Annotated in this window: 15 protein-coding genes; 13 read left to right on the top strand and 2 right to left on the bottom strand. The window is 48.8% G+C overall.

Annotated elements, in window-relative coordinates:
• Position 1 precedes the first annotated feature (1 nt).
• The 7 genes from glgA to FMS18_RS08170 all read left to right on the top strand — a co-directional run bounded on the left by glgA (position 2) and on the right by FMS18_RS08170 (position 9,894).
• Complete coding sequence (gene glgA / locus FMS18_RS08200) at positions 2–1,450, top strand: glycogen synthase GlgA (RefSeq protein ID WP_163293304.1); 1,449 nt, start codon at positions 2–4, stop codon at positions 1,448–1,450.
• Between the two features lie 82 nt (positions 1,451–1,532).
• Positions 1,533–3,437: a 1,4-alpha-glucan branching protein GlgB gene (glgB, locus tag FMS18_RS08195; RefSeq protein ID WP_163293302.1), complete on the top strand. Its 1,905-nt coding sequence runs from the start codon at positions 1,533–1,535 to the stop codon at positions 3,435–3,437.
• A gap of 257 nt (positions 3,438–3,694) precedes the next feature.
• Positions 3,695–4,675: a 4-hydroxythreonine-4-phosphate dehydrogenase PdxA gene (pdxA, locus tag FMS18_RS08190; protein WP_163293300.1), complete on the top strand. Its 981-nt coding sequence runs from the start codon at positions 3,695–3,697 to the stop codon at positions 4,673–4,675.
• A 208-nt stretch (positions 4,676–4,883) separates the two neighbouring features.
• Positions 4,884–6,746, top strand: a complete 1,863-nt coding sequence (locus FMS18_RS08185; protein WP_163293298.1) for a methyl-accepting chemotaxis protein — start codon at positions 4,884–4,886, stop codon at positions 6,744–6,746.
• Between the two features lie 454 nt (positions 6,747–7,200).
• Positions 7,201–7,953 carry an ABC transporter substrate-binding protein gene (locus FMS18_RS08180; RefSeq protein WP_163293296.1) on the top strand — a complete coding sequence of 251 codons (753 nt, stop codon included), beginning with the start codon at positions 7,201–7,203 and terminating at the stop codon, positions 7,951–7,953.
• A gap of 10 nt (positions 7,954–7,963) precedes the next feature.
• Positions 7,964–8,587, top strand: a complete 624-nt coding sequence (locus FMS18_RS08175; protein WP_163293294.1) for a hypothetical protein — start codon at positions 7,964–7,966, stop codon at positions 8,585–8,587.
• Positions 8,588–8,742: 155 nt separating this feature from the next.
• The gene (locus FMS18_RS08170) at positions 8,743–9,894 is read left to right on the top strand and encodes a GGDEF domain-containing protein (protein ID WP_163293292.1); all 1,152 of its coding nucleotides are present in this window, start codon (positions 8,743–8,745) and stop codon (positions 9,892–9,894) included.
• 37 nt (positions 9,895–9,931) lie between these two features.
• Here FMS18_RS08170 and ettA read toward each other — a convergent pair whose 3' ends face one another.
• Entirely contained in the window at positions 9,932–11,614 is a 1,683-nt protein-coding gene (gene ettA / locus FMS18_RS08165) for an energy-dependent translational throttle protein EttA (RefSeq protein ID WP_163293290.1), read from the bottom strand.
• Positions 11,615–11,855: 241 nt separating this feature from the next.
• On the opposite strand from ettA, the gene FMS18_RS08160 reads away from it, so the two are divergent.
• From FMS18_RS08160 to FMS18_RS08135, 6 genes are all read left to right on the top strand, one after another.
• Positions 11,856–14,180: a methyl-accepting chemotaxis protein gene (locus tag FMS18_RS08160; RefSeq protein ID WP_163293288.1), complete on the top strand. Its 2,325-nt coding sequence runs from the start codon at positions 11,856–11,858 to the stop codon at positions 14,178–14,180.
• Positions 14,181–14,309: 129 nt separating this feature from the next.
• Positions 14,310–14,657 carry a TraR/DksA C4-type zinc finger protein gene (locus FMS18_RS08155; protein ID WP_163293286.1) on the top strand — a complete coding sequence of 116 codons (348 nt, stop codon included), beginning with the start codon at positions 14,310–14,312 and terminating at the stop codon, positions 14,655–14,657.
• A 14-nt stretch (positions 14,658–14,671) separates the two neighbouring features.
• Positions 14,672–16,654, top strand: a complete 1,983-nt coding sequence (locus tag FMS18_RS08150; RefSeq protein WP_163293284.1) for a cation:proton antiporter — start codon at positions 14,672–14,674, stop codon at positions 16,652–16,654.
• 2 nt (positions 16,655–16,656) lie between these two features.
• A complete protein-coding gene (locus FMS18_RS08145; RefSeq protein ID WP_163293282.1) occupies positions 16,657–17,460 on the top strand; it encodes a hypothetical protein in 804 nt (267 codons plus the stop codon).
• Between the two features lie 9 nt (positions 17,461–17,469).
• A complete protein-coding gene (gene zupT, locus FMS18_RS08140) occupies positions 17,470–18,306 on the top strand; it encodes a zinc transporter ZupT (protein ID WP_163293280.1) in 837 nt (278 codons plus the stop codon).
• Positions 18,307–18,375: 69 nt separating this feature from the next.
• A complete protein-coding gene (locus FMS18_RS08135) occupies positions 18,376–18,936 on the top strand; it encodes a flavin reductase family protein (protein WP_163293278.1) in 561 nt (186 codons plus the stop codon).
• Between the two features lie 36 nt (positions 18,937–18,972).
• On the opposite strand, the gene FMS18_RS08130 is transcribed toward FMS18_RS08135, so the two are convergent.
• Positions 18,973–20,583: a hypothetical protein gene (locus tag FMS18_RS08130; RefSeq protein ID WP_239060988.1), complete on the bottom strand. Its 1,611-nt coding sequence runs from the start codon at positions 20,581–20,583 to the stop codon at positions 18,973–18,975.
• Between the last annotated feature and the right edge of the window lie 323 nt (positions 20,584–20,906).

The raw sequence follows: 20,906 nt of genomic DNA, 5'->3' as shown, positions 1-20,906 counted from the left end.
AGTGCACGACGTTCTTTATGTTACATCTGAAATGTATCCCTTTTCCAAGACCGGGGGGCTGGGTGATGTTATGGGGGCTCTGCCTCCGGCTATCCACGCCAAGGGAGTCAGGACAGCAGTCATTACTCCGTTCTACGGACGTATGAATCTTGACGGACATAAGCTGCGGCTGGTCTATTCCGACCTGCATGTCGGCTATCCATGGCCGTCCACCACAGCGGAAATCTATCAGACCGATTATGATGGGATTTCCGTTTATTTTGTGTCCCGTGGTGAATTTTTTGATCGCCGTCATTACTACAATACCCATTATGGCGATTATTTCGATAATTGTGAGCGGTTCATTTTTTTCTGCAAGGCCGTACTTAAGTGGGCGCGTATGCTTCCTTCGCCCCCGGCGGTGATTCATTCTCATGATTGGCAGTCCGCGCTGGTGCCGCCTTACCTTCATTTTGAGCGGGAAACGGATTCCTTCTGGAAGAAAACCAAAACAGTGACGACCATTCATAACCTTGCTTTTCAGGGCCGTTTTTCAGAGAGACTTTTTCATGAGTCCGGTCTGCCCGCTGAAGCATGGTCCATGCATGGGGCTGAGTTTTATGGTGATTTGAATATGCTCAAGGCCAGCATTGCCTATAGTGACGCGGTTACCACAGTCAGTCCCTCTTATGCTGAAGAGATTCTGGGGCCTGAATTCGGTTGCGGTCTGGAAGGATTTTTGAACAGTCAGACTCATAAACTTTACGGCATCCTTAACGGGGCGGATTATTCTATCTGGGACCCCTGCAATGATAAGTTTCTGCCCTGCTGTTACAGTGCCGAGGATATCAGCGGCAAACAGGAATGTAAGCGCAGCATGCTGCGTGATTTTTATATGTCCGATCAGTTGGAGGATAAACCGGTGCTCGGTTTTATCGGCCGCTTGCGGAACCAGAAGGGTATCGACCTGCTCATTGACATCCTGCCGAGGCTGATGAAGAAAGATGTTGGTGTGATTGTGCTCGGTGAGGGAGATCTCGGTTACGAAGCGCGTTTGCTGGAGTTTATGGAGGAGTATCCCGGACGATTCTGTGTTCAAGTGGGCTACACCGAAGATCTGGCTCACGGAATTCAGGCCGGGTCGGATATTTTTCTCATGCCTTCGCGCTATGAACCATGCGGGCTGACCCAGATTTATGCCTTGCGGTTCGGCACACCCCCGGTTGCTACTGCTGTGGGCGGTCTGCGCGATACAATTACCCCCTACCCGGCAGCGGATGCCACAGGTTTTACCTTTGAAAAAACAGATGCGGATTTATTTTATGACGCAGTTATTCAGGCTGTGGATGCGTGGCATGACCGTGAAGAGTGGGAGAAGATGGTTAAGCGGGCCATGCTTAAAGAATTCACGTGGGACCGCTCGGCTGCTGAGTATATAAAATTGTACCGTGAGCTTGGTTCCAGATTGTAGGGCTGCACCCCGTTGGATTCAAAAATTTATACCGGCTGTTGAATTTATGGAAAATTCCAGCAAGCCAGAGGATTAAGCCCTGATGCCAGAAACTTTACCTGTTTACATTGCCCCTTTTGATCTTTTCCTGTTCGGCAAAGGTGAACATTGGGATTTATATCGGATTCTCGGAGCGCATTTTGATCTTCAAGAAGGTCAGGAAGGCTACCGTTTTGCCGTTTGGGCACCCAATGCCCGTGAAGTTTTTGTTACCGGGGATTTTAACGGCTGGGATAACCGGGGCAACACGCTCATGCCCGTGGGTGTCTCCGGTATCTGGGCTGGTTTTATTCCCGGCGTGAAGCCCGGACAGATGTACAAATACCATGTAGTCCAGAGTGACGGACATGAAGTCACCAAAACCGATCCTCTTGCTTTTCGCACCGAGATGCGTCCCGGGCATGCGGCGGTCACATGGGGCCTTGATAATTACGAATGGCAGGATGAAGAGTGGATGGCTGAGCGTCGCAAAGCCGGATTGCCGCTGGATAAACCTGTTTCCGTTTATGAAGTTCATCTTGGTTCATGGCGCAGGGAAGGCTGGGATTACCGGACCTACCGTCAGCTTGTGGAAGAACTGATTCCTTACGCCAAGGATATGGGGTTCACCCACATCGAGTTGATGCCCATTGCCGAGCATCCCCTTGATGAATCCTGGGGCTATCAGACTACCCATTATTATTCGCCAACTTCACGGCACGGCAGTCCCGATGATCTTCGCTATTTCATAGATCAGTGCCATCAGGCCGGACTGGGGGTCATCCTCGATTGGGTTCCGGGGCATTTTCCCAAGGATGATTGGGGGCTGGGCCGTTTTGACGGCACTGCTCTCTACGAGCATGCCGATGCCCGCAAAGGAGAGCATCCGGACTGGGGAACTTATATTTTCAATTTCGGGCGGCACGAGGTCTGCAACTTTCTGCTGGCTAATGCCCTTTACTGGCTCAAGGAATTTCATATTGACGGGCTGCGCATAGATGCGGTGGCTTCTATGCTGTATCTCGATTATTCGCGTCGTGAAGGGGAGTGGATTCCCAACGAGCATGGCAGCAACGAGAATATCGAGGCTATTGAGCTGCTCAAGAAGCTCAACACTGTTGTTCATGAACAATTCCCCGGTGCCATGATGATTGCTGAGGAGTCCACTTCGTGGCCCGGCGTGTCCCGCCCGGTTTACACCGGTGGGCTTGGTTTTACCTTTAAGTGGAACATGGGCTGGATGAACGACACTCTTGATTATATAGAAAAGAGTCCCATTCATCGTTCGTTTCACCACAATAAGCTGACCTTCTCCATGGTTTATGCTTTCAGTGAGAATTTTTTCCTGCCCCTTTCTCATGATGAAGTGGTGCATGGAAAAGGCGCGTTGCTTTCCAAAATGCCCGGTGACATGTGGCAGCAGATGGCTAATCTGCGGTTGCTTTTTTCTTATCAATGGGCGCATCCGGGCAAGAATTTGCTTTTTATGGGTTGTGAGTTCGGGCAGTGGAATGAGTGGAATTGCCGTCAGGAATTGGATTGGACTTTGCTCGGCTTTCCTTCCCATCAGGGTTTGCGCAACACGGTAATCGATCTTAACCGGGTTATGCATGAGAACCCGGCTATGTACAAACATGATACCGATTGGTCCGGTTTCGAGTGGGTTGATTTTAATGACTATAAATCTTCTACCATAAGTTTTCTGCGTAAGAGTGAAGGGGAGAGTCCGGTACTTTGGGTATTCAACTTTACCCCGGTTGTTCGCAGCGGATATTGTCTCGGTTGTCCGCAAGATGGAAAATGGGAAGAAATTTTTAATTCTGATTCTGAGCTTTATGGCGGTTCAAATATGGGCAATGTAGGTAAGGTCAATGCCCGCAAAGCCGGGGATCTGGGCGCGTTTCCCTATTATCTGGAATTGACCCTGCCGCCGCTGGCCGCTATTGCACTTCGCCCCGAGCAGGCGTAGAAGAATGCCTCCGGCGGCCCTGCCGGGGGCATTAAACCCTTTTGGGAAAAGGGTTTAAGAATCCCAAAACTTTTTATCGAGGCTTCGCCGCTTCGCGAGTGAATAGTTATAAAAATCAAGGCCGCAGTATATTCAAAGATATTGCGGTCTTTTTTTTTGAAAGTCGGACTGTGAGGCATATGCGAAGCAAATTAAAAAGTTTTGAAGGGATGGGGTCTGGGGAACCAGCCGCCGGAGGCATCTTTTAAGGAGATCTTATGAAAAATATATGTATTACTCTTGGTGACCCTAATGGCTTGGGACCTGAGCTGGCTTGCCGGTTGCTGGCAGAGCGCAAAGCGGACCGTGCTTATTTGATGATCGGGCCGGAGAATGGGTTGGTGTATCATTTGGAAAAACTGGGGCATGAAAAATTTTATACCGTACTTGATGATCCTGAAAAGATTGTGGACGCGGAGCCGGGAAATTATTTGTACTGCCCGAAAGTGTTGGATGATTTTGAATTGCAGGTCGGTGTTGCGGACCCTGAAGGTGGGCGCTGTGCCGGGGAAGCCATGGAAACAGCCATGGATTTGCTGAACAGGAAGGTGCTTGCAGGTTTGGTTACCTGTCCTTTGAATAAGGCCATGCTGCAATTGGCCGGGTTTGATTTTCCGGGCCATACGGAATTTCTGGCTACCCGTTCAGGAGTAGGTCGGGAAAATGTCTGCATGCATCTGGGCGGACCGAAGCTCAAGGTCAGTCTGGTGACCACCCATCCCCGTTTTGTGGATATTCAGGGGCTGGTTACCAAAGAGCGGATTTTGCGTTGTATTGAGCTTACTGACGGTCTGGTAAAGTCTCTGGGACTTAGTAAGCCCATTGCGGTTTGCGGGTTAAATCCACATGCCGGGGAATCCGGGCGTATTGGAGATGAAGAGATTAAAGTCATAGAACCCGCTATTGCTGAAGCACGGGACAAAGGTTTTGATGTTGAAGGGCCGTTTCCCGGTGATACTGTTTTTTATTTCGCAGCGCAGGGTGATTACAGTGCCGTGCTGGCTATGTATCATGATCAGGGGTTGGCACCGCTTAAGCTGCTCCATTTCAGCGAGGCGGTGAACATTACTCTTGGTCTGCCTTTTCCTCGAACTTCCCCGGACCATGGAACCGGATACGACATAACCGGAACCGGGAAAGCTTCACTGGACAGCTTCAAAGCTGCCATGGAGTGCGCAGAAATGATGGTTGATTCGTAGATTTTGTTTTAAGAACTTTTTTAGCCCACAAGCATTCAAGCTTGTGGGCTTTTTTTGTCGTTGGTTAGCGGGAGAATGATAATAGATACAGGGCTGTTTGTTTTTGTGTTGGACGAAGACTTATTGTTGAGTTAAAGTTGCATTCGTTATTTTTAAAGTAATTGTGAGTGGTCATGTTATTTTGCAAATTCAAATAGGGAGATTTAACATGAATTGGATATCCAAAAGTTTACTGAGAGTAATCCTGTTGCCGATTATCATACCTATTTTGGCTGGAATAGGCGGGCTTGTTTTTTACGTTCAGAGTTCCTCATATAAAATGGTTCTCGACAATTCCATGGAATCTGCCGCTAGTCAGGCTGCAATCATTACTTCTTCCCTCGACCTTTTTATTACCGACACTGTCGCGGTGGTAAAAAATTTGTCAGGTCAGGAGGGTATTCGGGAAATTTTTGATAAAGATAGTTCCTCCGCCAAGAAATTATTTGAAGAAACCATGCGCAATAACGAAGTTATCTGGGCCGTGCTGGTTTTTGACCGTCATGGGAAGATTCTTTCCGGACAAACCAGTCAGGGCGGAGTTCTGGATGGGCTGGACATCAGTTCCCGCGATTACGTTAAAGCTGTTTTAAAAGGTAAAGAGACCTACATCACTGAATCGGTTTTCAGGTCCAAGACTGATAAAAGCCTGCTTTTCGGTGCCAGTTCTGCGGTCAAGGATGCTCAGGGTAACGTCTTGGGTGGAATAGCTGTTTTCGGTGACTGGATGAAATTTGCCGACCGTTTTGTGCGGCCAGTTGTGGTTGGTACGGAAGGGTACGGAGTTGTAACTGATGCCAAAGGATTGGTCCTTTACCACCCTGCGGAAAAATTGATTTTAAAAGATTTAAGCAAATATGATTTTATGAAAAGGGCACTTGCCGCTGACAATGGGAAAGAATTTTACGACTGGCAGGGTCGCAGTAAGGCCATGATTTACAAGACCGATCCTAAAACCGGCTGGCTGGTGATGCTTACCGCTTATGAAAGTGACTTGGCATCGGCTGCGGTTATGCAGCGTAATGTGCTGATAATTGTAGGTGTCCTAATTGTTCTGGTGGTTTGCGGCATTGTTTATTTTTCAGTGCGCAGGCTGGTAATCTCCCCTGTTAGCGGCGGAATGAGGGTGGCCGGGCAGATGGCTTCCGGTGATCTTACTGATACTGTTTCCAGTGACTCTGCCAATGAAATAGGAAGCTTGATGCGCTCTTTGGGAAGTATGATTTCATCCTTGCGCGGGGTTGTCATCGGCGTGAAGTCCGCAGCTGAGCAGGTGGCCGCAGGCAGTGAAGAGGTTTCCGCTTCAGCCCAGCATCTTTCTGCGGGGGCGACTGAACAGGCCGCTTCTGTGGAGGAAGTGTCAGCTTCCATCTCTCAGATGACTGGAAATATTTCCAAGAACACCGAGCTTGCTGAGGAAACTCGCGAGATCGCGGTGAAGACTGCCCGTGAGGCTGAAAACGGCGGGGAGGCAGTGGCCCAGACTGTGGATGCCATGCATAATATTGCTGAAAAAACATCTATCATTGAAGAGATCGCCCGCCAGACCAATCTTCTGGCACTTAATGCCGCCATCGAGGCCGCAAGAGCCGGAGAACACGGTAAAGGTTTTGCTGTTGTTGCATCCGAGGTTCGTAAGCTTGCTGAAAGGAGCGGGGTTGCAGCCGGAGAGATCAGAGAATTGACCGGATCAAGTCTTCAGGTTGCTGAAAGGGCTAAAAGCGTGCTTGGCGGAATGATTAAAGACATCAACCGTAACGAAGAGCTTGTAGCCGAAGTTGCTGCGGCAAGCCGTGAGCAGTTTGAAGGCGGGCAGCAGATTTCAAAGGCAATCACCCAGCTTGATGAGGTTATCCAGCGAAATGCAGCTTTTGCTGAAGAACTGTCTTCCACTTCCGAGGAATTGTCTGCTCAGGCCGTCAAGTTGCAGGAAACAATGCAATTTTTTACTGTTCCTAATGATGGATCGAGATTCTCAGCTGTTGTGCATAGAGAAAGTCCCGCTGTCGCGGCATTGGAGCCGGGGGGATGATTTTGAACGTATGTGAGGCTGACAAACCGGGAAGAATGCTTATTCTATAGTTAAGACATCTTCTTTGATGAGTTACCGGGAGGAGATAGCTGGGTTTTCCTTGGAGGCCCGTATGGTCGCAGCCCTGTTTTCCGATTTGACGGGAAAGCGGTTGCCGTGTCCGCAGGATCGGCAACTGTACATATCAGGTTGTCCACTCTGTCTGTAGTTCTTGGAGCGCATGGTCTGCTGTTGATGAGCCGGATGTATTGTCTCCGGCGTAAACAGTGAACTGTTGCAGAAGTTCTTTCGTGAGGCGGAAAGCGACTGGAAATCTCCTCCTGTTCACATAAATATCCGGTTGTGGTTTGATTGAAGTGCGTCACCATGTGGCGCACTTCTTTTTTATGTTTTTGCACTTGCTCAACTAGCTGAAAAGGTACATGTTTATGTGAATCATAATTGGAGTTCTGCTATGTTTACCGGTCACATTAAAACCTTCATCGCCATAACACTGCTCGTGCTGGGGCTTAGTGCCGGAAGTGCCCGTGCTGATAAAGTTGTTTATCTCAGTTCTCTTGAGTGGCCTCCTTATGTGGGCAAGCATCTTCCCGGCAAAGGGACCAGTGCTGACATTGTACGCAGGGCTTTCGCAGCCATGGGGTATGAATTGAAAATTCTTTTCCTTCCATGGAAAAGGTCAATGCGTATGGTAGAGACCGATTTTCAGGTTGTAGGTTATTTTCCAGAATACTATTCCAGTGAAAGGGCTGAGAAGTATGTTTTTTCAAAGAGTTACGGTTGTAGTCCGGTAAGTCTTCTGGAGCGCAGGAAGAGTCCTGTAAGCTGGGGCACCGTTGACGACCTCGCCGGACTCCGGGTGGGCTTTGTGGCCGGGTATGTGAATACCCCGCAGTTGGATGAGGCTGTTGCCAACGGAACCATAAAAGCTGATTTTGCTCCTTCTGATAAAAGCAACATAATGAAGGTGATGAAGGGCAGAATTGATTGTGCAGTGGTGGACCCTGTGGTTTACAGCTACCTTGCTGTGACTGATCCTGAAGTTAAAAAGAACAGCGATACTGTTCAGATAGGACCGAGGGCTTTTGGTGTGAACGAGCTGTTTGTTGCATTTCGTAAAGATGAACAGGGCCGTTTTTTTGCCCGGATTTTGAACAGTGGATTGAAACAGATAGGTATTACAGGTTCTTGTAAGAAACACGATTAAAGAGGTCCTGATGTCCGTTGATGAAATTTCCACCGATTGTTTTGAGAAACCATCGCTTTATCTTTTGTCTTTGCTGCTCGGGCCGCAGCATGATATTTCGGGCATGGTAATTCCGTCCGATTTTGGTCCGCTTACCTTTAAAGGGATGGACCTTTTGCAGCAGCGGGGGCAGATTCCCAGACTGGAGCTTTGTTTTGAGCTTGCGGGAGGTTTTTTTCGGGCTGTTTATTTCGGGCATGTCTCACCGTTCAAGCTGGGGGATGTGCGGCTTGAGCGAGAAGGTCTGCCGGAAATAAACCACGTTTTTTCAGAAGCCGGAAAAGTCCATATTCCCATGCAGGCAGCCTCTCAGGTTGCAGACCTTCCATCTGGGCTTGATTGGAAAATTCTGGCCGGAAGCCTTTGCTTGTGGCGGGCCTGCTCCGGGCTTCCGAACGGCTGTGATTCTTCGCTTGGTAAATATTTTAATAAAATGAAGTCTGTATCACGTTATCAGTGGAGCAATGTCAGCTATGAAATTCAAGGAAATGATATCTTTGAAGAGTGGTCTTCGTGTATTTACGATGCACAGAATGGTGAGATAAAGATTTCTTTTTTTATAAAAAATGGATTACTTGCCAGTTTAAAGTATTGATCATTAGTTTTTCAGAACAGTATATGGTGTCGTGATTCTTGCGATATTGTTTTAGTTTGCCTGAAGCATGTTTTTATTTTCATAAGCATGCTCAGACTTGACTTATAAAAATCCCACAGTTACATCTTGCCCTCGTTTTTAGCTCGGGGGGGGCTGTGGGTAAATTAAATTTTATGGGTGGATTTAAAAAATCTGCCCTTGAAGAGTCGTTTCAAAAAGAAAAATGGCCTTCAGTCAGGTTCAGGCTTCTTTTTCTTTATTTTGTCACTGTTATTACATACTTTGCAGGTGGATACAGTGATTATGTTGACCTTGGTCTTGGGTCCGAATTCCATACTGTTTTACTGGGAAGAATCTGCGCGTGCCTGCTTGGTTGTTTGGCTTTTTTTCTGCTTCTGGTTGATAAAGTCAGGCTCAGGATGCAGTACATGCTCATGTCTTTGTGCATGTTTTCTGTTTTGGGGGCGGAGTCGCTGGAGTTGGTCGTAAAGTCTTCAGACATCGGTTCACTTAGTGTGCCTACCGCAGTTTTTATCGTTCTCGCCTACTATATTCTTTTGTCACCCCGTATTCTTCCGCCTTTTGTTGCTGCTGTTTCCGGGTCCGTTGTTTATCTTTTATCTTTGGCTACAGTTGTTCCCATTCATTCCGGAACATTTGTGAATTCGTTGATTTACCTTTTCCTTGCCAATATGTTCGGAGTCTTTTTCCTCTATACTTTCGGCAGGTCATTGCGCCGGGAATATGCGGCCATGGAAGACCTGAAAAAGCTGGTGGAGTTTGATGAACTGACCGGGGTGTGCAGTCGCCGTAAGGTTCTTGAGGCCGGGGACTGCCTTTTCAAGTCCGCACGCCGTTTTAACAGTAAACTGGCAGTGCTTATGATGGATATTGATCATTTCAAGAAGGTCAATGACGATCACGGGCATTGTGTGGGTGATACTGTACTGAAAAAAACTGCCAGACGTTGCGCTGATGTGTTGCGGGAGGTTGATTATTTCGGGAGACTCGGAGGTGAGGAATTCGTGATAATCCTTCCTCATTCCAGTCTGCATGACGGGATTAAAGTCGCCGAGAGGTTGCGGTTACGAATCAAGGAAAGAATGTTTAATGTTGATGATGCTTGCCTGCCTGTTTCGGTGAGCATCGGTGTTGCTGAATTGAAGGGTCATGATGATTTTAAGGCTTTGCTTCAAGATGCGGATGAACAATTGTACCGGGCCAAAAATGGCGGGCGAAATAAAGTCTGCCCGGCAATATTCAGGGTAGTGAAGCAGATTCAATCGACTGAAGCTTATGTAGAATAAAAAAATGGGGAAGAGCGTCGCTCTTCCCCATTTTTTATTATCTGGTGAGTTTTCTGTATTTGATGCGGTGGGGCTGGTCGGCGTCTTTGCCCAATCTCTTTTTGCGGTCTTCCTCGTACTCGGAGTATGAACCTTCGTACCAGAAGGCTGAGGAATCGCCTTCAAAGGCGAGGATGTGGGTGGCGATGCGGTCAAGGAACCAGCGGTCATGCGAAATAACCAAAACGCAGCCGCCGAAGTTGTTGAGTCCTTCCTCCAGCGCACGCATGGTATTGACGTCAAGATCGTTGGTGGGTTCGTCAAGAAGCAGGACGTTGCCGCCTTCCTGAAGCATGAGCGCGAGATGGACTCTGTTACGCTCACCACCGGAAAGAACCTTACATTTTTTCTGCTGCTCAGACCCGGTCAGGTTGAATTTGCCTACGTAAGCACGCGCATTGATTTCGCGGTCGCCCAGTTTGACGAATTCATTGCCACCGGAAATCACGTCATACACCGACTTTTCAGGGTCAAGTGCATCGCGGTGCTGGTCAACGTGGGTAACCTGTACGGTTTCACCTACAACGACTTCACCATCGTCGGGAGTTTCCTGTCCGCTGATCATTTTGAACATGGTGGTTTTACCGGCACCGTTGGGGCCGATAATACCGACGATGGCTCCGGCGGGGATTATGAAGCTGGTATTTTCAAGAAGCAGCTTGTCCCCGGCCTGCTTGCGCACACCTTTCAGTTCAATAACCTGTTTACCGAGGCGCGGTCCCGGCGGAATGTAGAGCTCTAGCTCGCGTGAATATTCATCACTCTGCTGATTGGCAAGAGATTCGTACGCGCTGATACGGGCTTTGCTTTTGGAACGTCTGCCCTTGGGGGACATGCGGATCCATTCCAGCTCGCGGGCAAGGGTTTTGCGTCGTTTATCATCGGACTTGGCTTCATTGGCCAAACGTTTTTCTTTCTGTTCCAGCCAGGAAGAGTAGTTGCCTTTCCAGGGGATGCCCCGGCCGCGGTCCAGTTCCAGAATCCATCCGGCTACGTTGTCGAGGAAGTAGCGGTCATGGGTTACGGCGATAATGGTACCGGCGTAGTTCTGGAGGTGTCTTTCCAGCCATGATACGGATTCCGCGTCAAGGTGGTTGGTGGGTTCGTCAAGAAGCAGGATGTCCGGCTCTTGAAGCAGCAGGCGGCAGAGGGCTACGCGGCGTTTTTCGCCACCGGAAATAACGGAAACAGGGGTGTCGCCGGGAGGGCAGCGCAGGGCGTCCATGGCCATTTCAAGGCGGGATTCGAGATCCCATGCCCCGCAATTGTCCATTTCTTCTTGAACCTTGGCCTGACGCTCAAGCAGCGCGTCCATTTCTTCGGGTTCCATAGGCTCTGCAAACTGGGCGTTGATCTCGTTGAATTCATTAACGAGGGCAACTACGTTTGCTGCGCCTTCTTCAACCACTTCACGAACAGTGCGGGTTTCATCAACCAGCGGTTCCTGCTCAAGGTAGCCGATGGTGTAGCCGGGAGAAATGTGGGTTTCGCCTTCAAAGCTATCATCCACGCCTGCAAGAACTTTCAGGAGCGAACTTTTACCGGAGCCGTTCAATCCCAGCACGCCGATCTTCGCTCCATAGAAATATGAAAGGGAAATATCTTTAAGAATGGGTTTCTTGTCGTAAAATTTACTTACCCGGACCATGGAATATATGATCTTATCAGGTTCGTTGCTCATTTTTATTACCTCTTTGGTTGCTATTTGCTTTTGCGTTTTCCACTTGTGGCAGAAAAAACGATATCAGGCAATATTGGAATTTGGCGAGTAAACTATCCTGATCATTGTCCGATAAGTTAACTGTATCAAATTTATAATTTACTGCCGATTGTCTTATTCACTGTCTTTATGTTATGAATAATGTGGGTTAGTAAGTGCTGGTGGTGGGTTCAGTAACTATTAAAAAATGGGAAGACTGCGTATGAGGGTTAAAAGCATTAACTCAGTTGTTGCCGTGATTGTTTTTGTCCTTATTGCCTTAACTGTTTCCATAGCGGTCTGGTGGGTAGCGGGAAGTACTTATCAGGCGGTGTTTAAGGAGCAGAAGAATGCCATGCAGTCCATGGTTGACCAGTCGGAAAAAGCCCTTGAGCTTTACATGGGGCAGACTTCGGACGTGGTACGGATCATGGCAAAAGGTGAACCTGCCCGTGAAGCCCTTGAGCTTGGCAATACCGGACCCATCGATGGACTGCTTAAGTCACTTATAAACTCCTCCAGTGATTACTGGGCGGCTTTTCTTTTTGATAAAAACGGTAAGGTTGTTGCCGGTTATAATGCCAAGGGCAAGAATATGAGCGGGGCGGATCGTTCTTCCCGCGGATACGTTAAAAAAATTCTTTCCGGTACCGAGTTCTACATTCAGGACAATATCCTAATTTCCAAAAGCGGCGGCGGGATTATGATTTACGCCATTGCCCATGCCGTGCGTGATTATTCCGGTAAAGTTGTGGGTGGTATCGGAGTTTTTCCCAAGTGGGAAAGTTATACTAGAAACTTCATTGATCCATTCAGGGTGGGGAAAGACGGCTACAGCTTTATGTTGGACAATAAGGGACGCATTATTGCTCACGCTATGAATAAGAAGCTGTACCTTAAGGATCTTTCAAAATATGATTTTGTTAAGACTGTCCTTTCCAAGAAGGACGGCGGAACCACTTATGAATGGGAAGGCCGCGACAAATATATGGTTTTTAAAACCATGCCCGGAACAGGCTGGGCTATTGTTGTCAGTGCCTATGAAGACGATCTGACTGCGGCGGCAACCCACCAGCGAAATGTCCTGCTTGAAGGCGGAGTCGTGGTTATTTTGCTGCTTGGTGGGATAATGGTCTTTATTCTTAGGAAACTGGTCTTGAATCCCGTTGATAATATTCTTGAATTTTCAACTGAAATAGCCAATGGAAATCTCAAGGCTGAGTTGAAGGGTAAATATAGGTACGAGTTTGAAAATCTCGCCGAGAAGATCAACACCATGGTTGCGGAGCTCAAGAACAAGCTCGGTTTTTCCGAAGGTGTGCTGAATGGACTTACCGTTCCCTGCGCAATCGTTGATCCTGATAACAATATTCTCTGGGTCAATCAGGAAATGTGTGAGTTGATTGAAATTAGTCGAAGCCCTGCTGACTCTAATGGTATTCATGCCGGTGAGTATTTCTTTAATGATTCCAGTAGAGACACAATGTCACATGCGGCTATTGAACAAAACAGCAAGCTTGAAAAAGAAATAGTTTATACTTCCCACAAAGGAAATGAGAAGCATCTATTTGTTTCAGCCACTCCGTTCCATGATATGGATGGGGTTATGCTTGGAGCGTTGACTGTAATCGTTGATATGACCGAGATCAGGCAGCAGGGGATTGAAATCGAGAAGCAGAATGAGCGGATTACCCATGCCGCCGCTGATGCAGAGCAGATTTCGCAATCACTTTCCAGTGCTGCGGAAGAGCTTTCCGCCCAGATTGAGCAGTCTAACCGGGGCGCACAGGAACAGCGGGACCGCGTTGCTGAAACATCCACTGCCATGGAAGAGATGAATGCTACCGTACTTGAAGTGGCGCAGAATGCCGGGCTTGCAGCCGAAGATGCGGATTCGGCCCGTGACAAAGCGCAAAACGGCTCGAAACTGGTGCAGCAGATGATTGAATCCGCTGACGGTGTGCGTTCTCAGGCTGATGAACTGAAAGAGTCCATGGAGCAGCTTGGAGTTGAAGCCAAGGAAATCGGAAACGTACTCGGCGTTATTAATGATATTGCCGATCAGACCAACCTGCTGGCCCTCAATGCCGCTATTGAAGCTGCAAGGGCCGGGGAAGCCGGGCGCGGATTTGCAGTTGTTGCTGATGAAGTCCGCAAGCTGGCTGAGAATACCATGTCCGCCACCGGGGAAGTCGGCAGTGCCATCTCCAAGATTCAGAATATGACAAGGCAGAATATCTCCGCCACTGAAGATGCTGCGGATTCCGCGCAACGCAGTAGTGATCTTGCTAATGAATCAGGCCAGACTTTGACTGAAATTGTTAAACTGGTTGTCAATGCTTCGGATCAGGTCCGGGCCATTGCCACTGCCGCGGAACAGCAGTCCGCCACCAGTGAGGAAATCAACAGGGCCACTGAGGATATCAGCAGGATTTCCCTTGAGACTTCTCAGGTCATGAGCGAGTCCGCCAATGCGGTTCAGGAAGTAGCCGGAATGGCTTCAAGCCTGAATACTGTTATTGAGGATATTCAGCCCGATAAAAAATAAGCAGTCAGGATAGACATAAGCCCCCTTTGCAAACCAATTGGGTATGCAAAGGGGGCTTCTTTTTTTGGTCGATTAATCTTGCAAGCTGAACTGGGCGGAGGTAAGCTTGGAAGCTTAATGGAGAAAAGTATGAATGATAAACAAAAAGAAGAACTTAAAAATAAGATCAAAGTTGAAATTAAAAATCTTACCAAGCAGGTAAAAGATCTGGAAGGAACAGTAGATCCGGTCAAGCCGGATGCAGCTATCGGCAGGCTTTCCCGGCTTGATACCATGCTCAATCAGGGTATTAACAAGTCATCCATTGCCCAGTCACGGCAACGGATTCTGAACCTTGAAGATACACTTAACCGGCTGGAAAATGATCCGTTTTTCGGAGAATGCGAGGAGTGTGGCGAGGATATTCCCATTGCCCGGCTGTTGGCCCTGCCTGAGAGCCGTTATTGTGTGCATTGTGCTGAGCACCTTAGTGAATAGCGGAGGGAGTCGTTTTGGGAATCGCTTCTGATCTTGTTATCCTTATTGTTGCAGGTATGCTGGGTGGATTTATAGCCCGCATGCTGCGCCAGCCTCTTTTACTGGGCTATATTGTCGCCGGGGTGCTGGTCGGTCCGCATACCGGTGGTATAACCGTTTCCGGTGTGCATGAGATTGAATTGCTGGCCGAAATCGGGGTGGCTTTGCTTTTGTTCACCCTCGGTATTGAATTTTCCATCAAGGAACTTAAGCCGGTGCGCCATGTGGCACTGATCGGCACACCGTTGCAGATCATCCTGACCATGGGATTCGGCTGGGGAACCGGGCAGCTCATGGGCTGGGATTCGCATCTTTCCATCTGGTTCGGGGCTTTTATTGCCCTTTCCAGTACCATGGTGGTTTTGAAAACCCTTGAAAGCAAAGGGCTGGTAGGAACCCTGTCCAGCCGGGTCATGCTCGGTATGCTGGTGGTGCAGGATATTGTTATCGTGCCCATGTTGATTATTATGCCCCAGCTCGGCTCGGATACCTTCGGCATGCAGGAACTGGGTATGGCCGGGATCAAGACCGTGCTTTTTCTTGTTTCCATGTTTGTACTCGGGTCGCGCGTTATTCCGCAGTTTATGCGCATTGTTGCCGGGTGGAATTCACGGGAAATGTTCATGCTCTCGTGCAGTGCCATCGGGCTTGGGATCGGCTATGCCACCCATATGCTCGGTTTGTCGTTTGCTTTCGGAGCTTTTGTGGCAGGAATGGTACTCAGCGAATCACGTTATGCCTATCAGGCTTTAAGCGATATCCTGCCCCTGCGCGATATTTTCAGCCTTATTTTCTTCGCTTCCGTGGGTATGCTTATTGATCCTTTTTACGTCTGGGAGCATATCGGGACCATCCTGATTCTTGCTCTTGCCATTCTTGTGGGTAAAGGGTTCATTTTTGGAGCTATGGCTCGAATCTTTCGCTACCGCAATGTAATTCCGCTGGCCTTGGGGCTGGGCATGTTTCAGGTGGGCGAGCTTTCTTTTCTGCTCTTGCAACAGGGGGCTGAGTCCGGCTCTTTTCCCAAAGAGCATTTCCCCCTTTTCATGGGCGTGGGCATTGTGACCATGCTCATTACCCCGATCATGGCCTCCTGTACCGGACCGCTTTATTCCATGTTGCAAAGTCGCCGTAAGGCCGATCCCTTGCAGACTGTTAACCTTCCCGAAAGTGAACTTGACGGACATGTGGTCATTCTCGGGTATGGGCGGTTTGGATCATATGTTGCTGAATCCCTGCGTGAAATTGATATTCCCCATGTGGTTGTTGAGCTTAACGCCAATAAGGTGGAGCAGGCTGCCGAGGCCGGACGTGCTGTGATCTACGGCGATGCCGGACAGGAAATTGTGCTTGAAGCGGCCCGTGTATCCCATGCGCGCATGGTGCTTTTGACCATTCCTTCTGTGCGCGGTTCCACTGCCGTGCTGGAGAAGGTGCACCATCTGGCCCCGCAATCTCCTGTGGTGGCCCTTTCCCGCAACCCGGAGCACTTGGAAGTGCTAAATGAACTGGGCGTGCATCATATTATCATGCCTGAATTCGAGACCGGGCTGGAGATGGTTCGTCAGACTTTGTTTAATTTTTGCCTTCCTGCGGTTGAAATCCAAAATGTAATGGATTCCATGCGCAGGGAGAGGTATACATCCGATGTGGAACGTAATTATCCAAAGGCTGCCCAGCTTTTTCGGCTGAGAAAGGCCGCGGAGTCCATCAATCTGAACTGGGTTGAAGTGAATGAAGAAGCTGAAATTGTGGGCCGATCCCTTGCGGGCAGTAAAATCCGCACGGTGACTGGAGTTTCCGTAGCCGGTGTGCTTCGCAACGACCATTTTATCCAGAACCCGGACGGATCTTTTCAGTTTGCGGATGGAGATATTGTCGGCGTGCTTGGCGGGCGTGAAAATATTGAACGGTTCAGGTGTCTTGCATCTCAACCGGAAGATGGAAAAGAGGTTTAAAAATGTTCAGTAGTAAAATGCATATATTGTTTTTGGTTTTGTTGCTTTCTTTTATGGCCGGGTGTGCCAAGACCAGCATCCCTGATCCAAAGGGACTTGGCGAAGCTCCCCAGAGATGTTCAAATCCTGTGGATGTGCTCGGTTACTTCGAAGGTATTCCCTACCGGGGGGATGCGGCTATCAACCGCTTCGGGGATTTTACTTTTTTTGCTGAACCGGGAGTTTATCTCAAGGAACCGGGGCTTAATTGCAGCGGTTTTACCGTGGCAGCTTCGCGTTATTACTTTACCCGTAACTTCAATCTTGCCGATACCACTCTTGACCGCCTGGCAGACAGCGGCCCGGATTCAGCTTACGGCGAGGATTGGGATTTCGGTTATGACCTCGTCCTCAACGTAACCGAAGGTCTGAAGCGCAGGCCCGTGCTTCCCTTTGGGCAGAGTGCAGTCATTGAGGATAATGATGGTATGAGCCTGCGCGGGTTCGAACTCAGTGATCGCGGGGCATGGGCGGATGTGATCAAGCAGATGACACCCGGACATGTGTATCTTTTCTCCATGAGTAAGCCCATAAAATTTAAAAATTACAAACTGTTGCACTATCATGTCGGTTTGATAGTTCCTGATGATGAAGGGCATATCTGGCTTTGTCATGCCACAAGGAACAGCGGGGTTAATAAAGTGGATATTTCCAACCCGGTTAATCTTGAGCCGATCATCAAGGCCAACCCTGACTCCAAATTGGGACCGCGTAAAATTTTGATCATTGAGGCTCCTGTGCTCTGTCGCTTAAATCTGAAAAAATAAGGAAAGGATATGCTTGCCGAGAATGTCCTATTTGCCTTCGGGCTGACCGCTTTTGCCGGACTTGCCACTGGAATTGGCTCTGCCTTGGCTTTTTTCGCCAAGCGGACCAACCCAAAATTTTTGTCTGTGTCACTGGGGTTTTCCGCCGGGGTGATGATTTATGTTTCCTTTATGGAAATTATGGTCAAAGCCAAGGATGCTTTACAGGCCGATATGGGTGAAGTTGCCGGGACATGGGCCGCGGTAATCGCTTTTTTCGGCGGTATTGCTCTCATTGCACTGATTGATAAGATGGTTCCTTCCTACGAAAACCCGCATGAGATGCATCGCATTGAGGAAATGAATCCTGAAAATATTAAAGATGGCGAGGGGCTGGAGAGCGAACAGGGAAAGCGTAAGCTTTTCCGTATGGGCACCATGGCTGCATTGGCAATCGGTATCCACAACTTTCCCGAAGGGCTGGCTACTTTCACTGCCGCGCTCAGTGATCCCAGTCTCGGTATAGCTATTGCCGTGGCTATCGCTATTCACAATATTCCTGAAGGAATCGCGGTTTCAGTGCCTATTTATTACGCTACCGGGGATAAGAAGAAAGCTTTCAAATATTCATTTCTGTCCGGTCTGGCGGAACCCGTGGGGGCTATGGTCGGCTATCTGCTGCTCATGCCGTTCATGTCTGAGACCGTATTCGGCATAATCTTCGCCGGGGTGGCCGGGATTATGGTTTTTATTTCCCTTGATGAACTTCTGCCCGCTGCCGAGGAATACGGCGAGCATCATTTGTCCATTTATGGGCTGGTTAGCGGTATGGCGGTCATGGCTTTATCGTTGCTACTGTTTTTGTAAATTCCGGTGGCATTCGTTTAATATTTGTGGAATTGTTAAGCCTAGCTGACTATTTACACAGGAGTTTAAATGGCTAAGAAAAATATAGGAATTCAAGGTTTTACCTTGCCCATGCCCCAGACAATTCTGGGCTCAAGGCATGACGGACGTAACAACTTTATGGCTCTGGCGTGGGTTTCGCGGGTTAATTACAATCCGTCCCTGATGATGATTTCCGTGGGCAAGCGGCATTTTTCAAACATGGCGATCAAGGCCAGCGGCGAATTCAGCGTCAATGTCCCGTCTGTGGAGATGGTTGAAGTCACTGATTTTGTGGGGCTTGTTTCAGGTTCCAAGCTTGATAAGTCCGGCCTCTTTGATGTTGAGCCGGGGGTGCTGGAAAATGCTCCGGTGATCAGCAAGTGCCCGGTAGTCATTGAGTGCAAGGTTTTTGATTCCATGGAATTGCCAAATGATACCTTGTTTGTCGGGGAAGTTGTCGCCACATGGTGCGACGAGGAAGTTCTTACCGATGACGCACCGGATATCAAGAAGGTTAATCCCTTCACCCTGACCATGCCCGACAACCGCTACTGGGATGTCGGCGAGTGCGTGGGCCGGGCGTGGCACGATGGGAAGAAATTGAAATAAAAAAAGAGAGGGGGTGCTTAGCACCCCCTCTCTTTTTTAGCTTTTCATATAATGCTTGTAACAGGCAATGGCATTCATGGCGAAGAGCGAAGTTGTGACTTCGCTACCGACGATGATCCTTGTGGGATGGCGGACCATGGTCCATTCGTAGGCTTTGTAGGGATGCCTGAAGAACCCTTCGCCGAGATGGTTGTGTAATATCTTAATTCCTCGTTCGATGAGCCCATCTCCGCGATGGGGGTAGCGCAGCAGGCAGAGTGTCGCTACTGCCAGTGCGGCGTCAAAGGGATTGAGCGTCGCGCCGAGCATGTCGTATTTGCAGTAATCCATGGCTGCGGACCGGATTTGTTCCACTTTACCGTCGGGATCGATAAGCTGCTGTTCGTCTTCGGGAATGGTCAGCCATGTGTCGTAGAGACGCCCGGCATAACTGACATAAATTTCCGGTAAGTAAAAACGTACTGCGCTGTCCTGCTTGAAATTACCGCTAATGAATCCATTGTGATGAAACGTCAGGAACCGTTTCAGGGTTTCAAGATTGTCACCTTCAAGGGCCTTCCATTGATAGCGGTTGGCGAGGATGGCTTCAAATATGTCCATGTTGTGGCCGGGGCAGATTTCATTACCCAGAGTTTCGCGCACAATGCGTCCATCTTCTTTACTTTTCTTAAACGGCTTGTCGAGCCAGAGCGGCACCGCTCCGAAATAGTCAAGCGGACGGGTCATGGTGATGGTCGGGGGATTGGTCTTGTTGCCGGAACCGATCTGATATTCATTGATGATCTCCACCCAAGGGAAATCAAGGAAGACTTCGGCCGCACGCAGCAATTCCTGATTAGCGTTTAGATTTTTTTCCGCCACTAGGTCCAGCCATTTGCGGCTCATCGCCAAAGCAAGGAATGTTGTGTCCACATCAGGCACGTAATCGTCAAATCCCAGTTCTTTTTTGGCTTTCCAATCGCGGGGTTTGAGATTGCATAGCGGTTGGCCGTTTCCATCCTTGGGCAGACAGGTGATTGCCGGATGCTTAATGCCGGAACTCGGTGCCTCCAGCCATTCCATGCTTGTGACGATCAGGAAATGGAGCAGCGATTCCAGCATTTCCTTCAGTTTATTCTGTTCGTTGTGGGGCAATTCTTCCAATATGTAGAGATTGTAAATCTGTTCCCAAAAAATGTCGTCATAAAATCCAGTGCGGTGGGTGATCCATGAAACGCGCATGGAAAGCGGTTCGGCAATGCCTTTCCATGGGCGGCGGAATATTTTCAGAGCCAGTGGATTGGCATGCAGGAAGCAGCGCATCAGTCCGAAGAGCAGGTTGATGTTCTGAAATTCGTATGATCCCAGTCCGGTCATGATGTTCAGGAAATTTTCACCGTCGCAGATGGAATCTCCGGGCATGACGACCTGTGCGGATACCGGAAAATAAGGGTCCTTGGGATTCTTATCCCAGACCCGGATGATGTCGGAAAGTACCGCATTCAGCACTTCATTTACTTCTTTTTCCCTAACGCGCGGGGGACGGGTATCCGCTTTTTCGCGAATGCGCCACTCAGGATCTTTAACGCGATCCAACAGTTTTGCCAGTGGTGTGAAGGTTGTTTCAATCCATTCCTTATCCTGCCAGTTTTCGTAACTGGCTTGCATGGCGGCCTCCATCATCTCTTGATAGGGTCCGATTTTACTTTGGAAAATGGCCGGGTGCGAGCACCAGCGCAGGATAAAATGCTTGAACAGCGGATTGCCGAAAAGTTTTTTGTAAAGCTTACGAAGGTTTTCACCCGGTACACTAGGGTTCTCACATCTAAAGATTGGTTCATCACAAATGTCATATATAGTAGCGTTTCTCAATTGAACTCCAATTTTTAATACGAAGCGGCGAAGCCTTATTAAAAAAGTTTGGGATTCTTAAACCCTTTCCAAAGGGTTTAAGCCGCCGGAGGCGAAATTTTTTATCAAAAGCGCGTAGC

This window comes from Desulfovibrio sp. JC022, from assembly GCF_010470665.1.
In the GTDB taxonomy this organism is placed as follows: domain Bacteria; phylum Desulfobacterota; class Desulfovibrionia; order Desulfovibrionales; family Desulfovibrionaceae; genus Maridesulfovibrio.
Note: the sequence above shows the minus strand (reverse complement) of the source record. Positions and strands in the feature narration are given on the sequence as shown.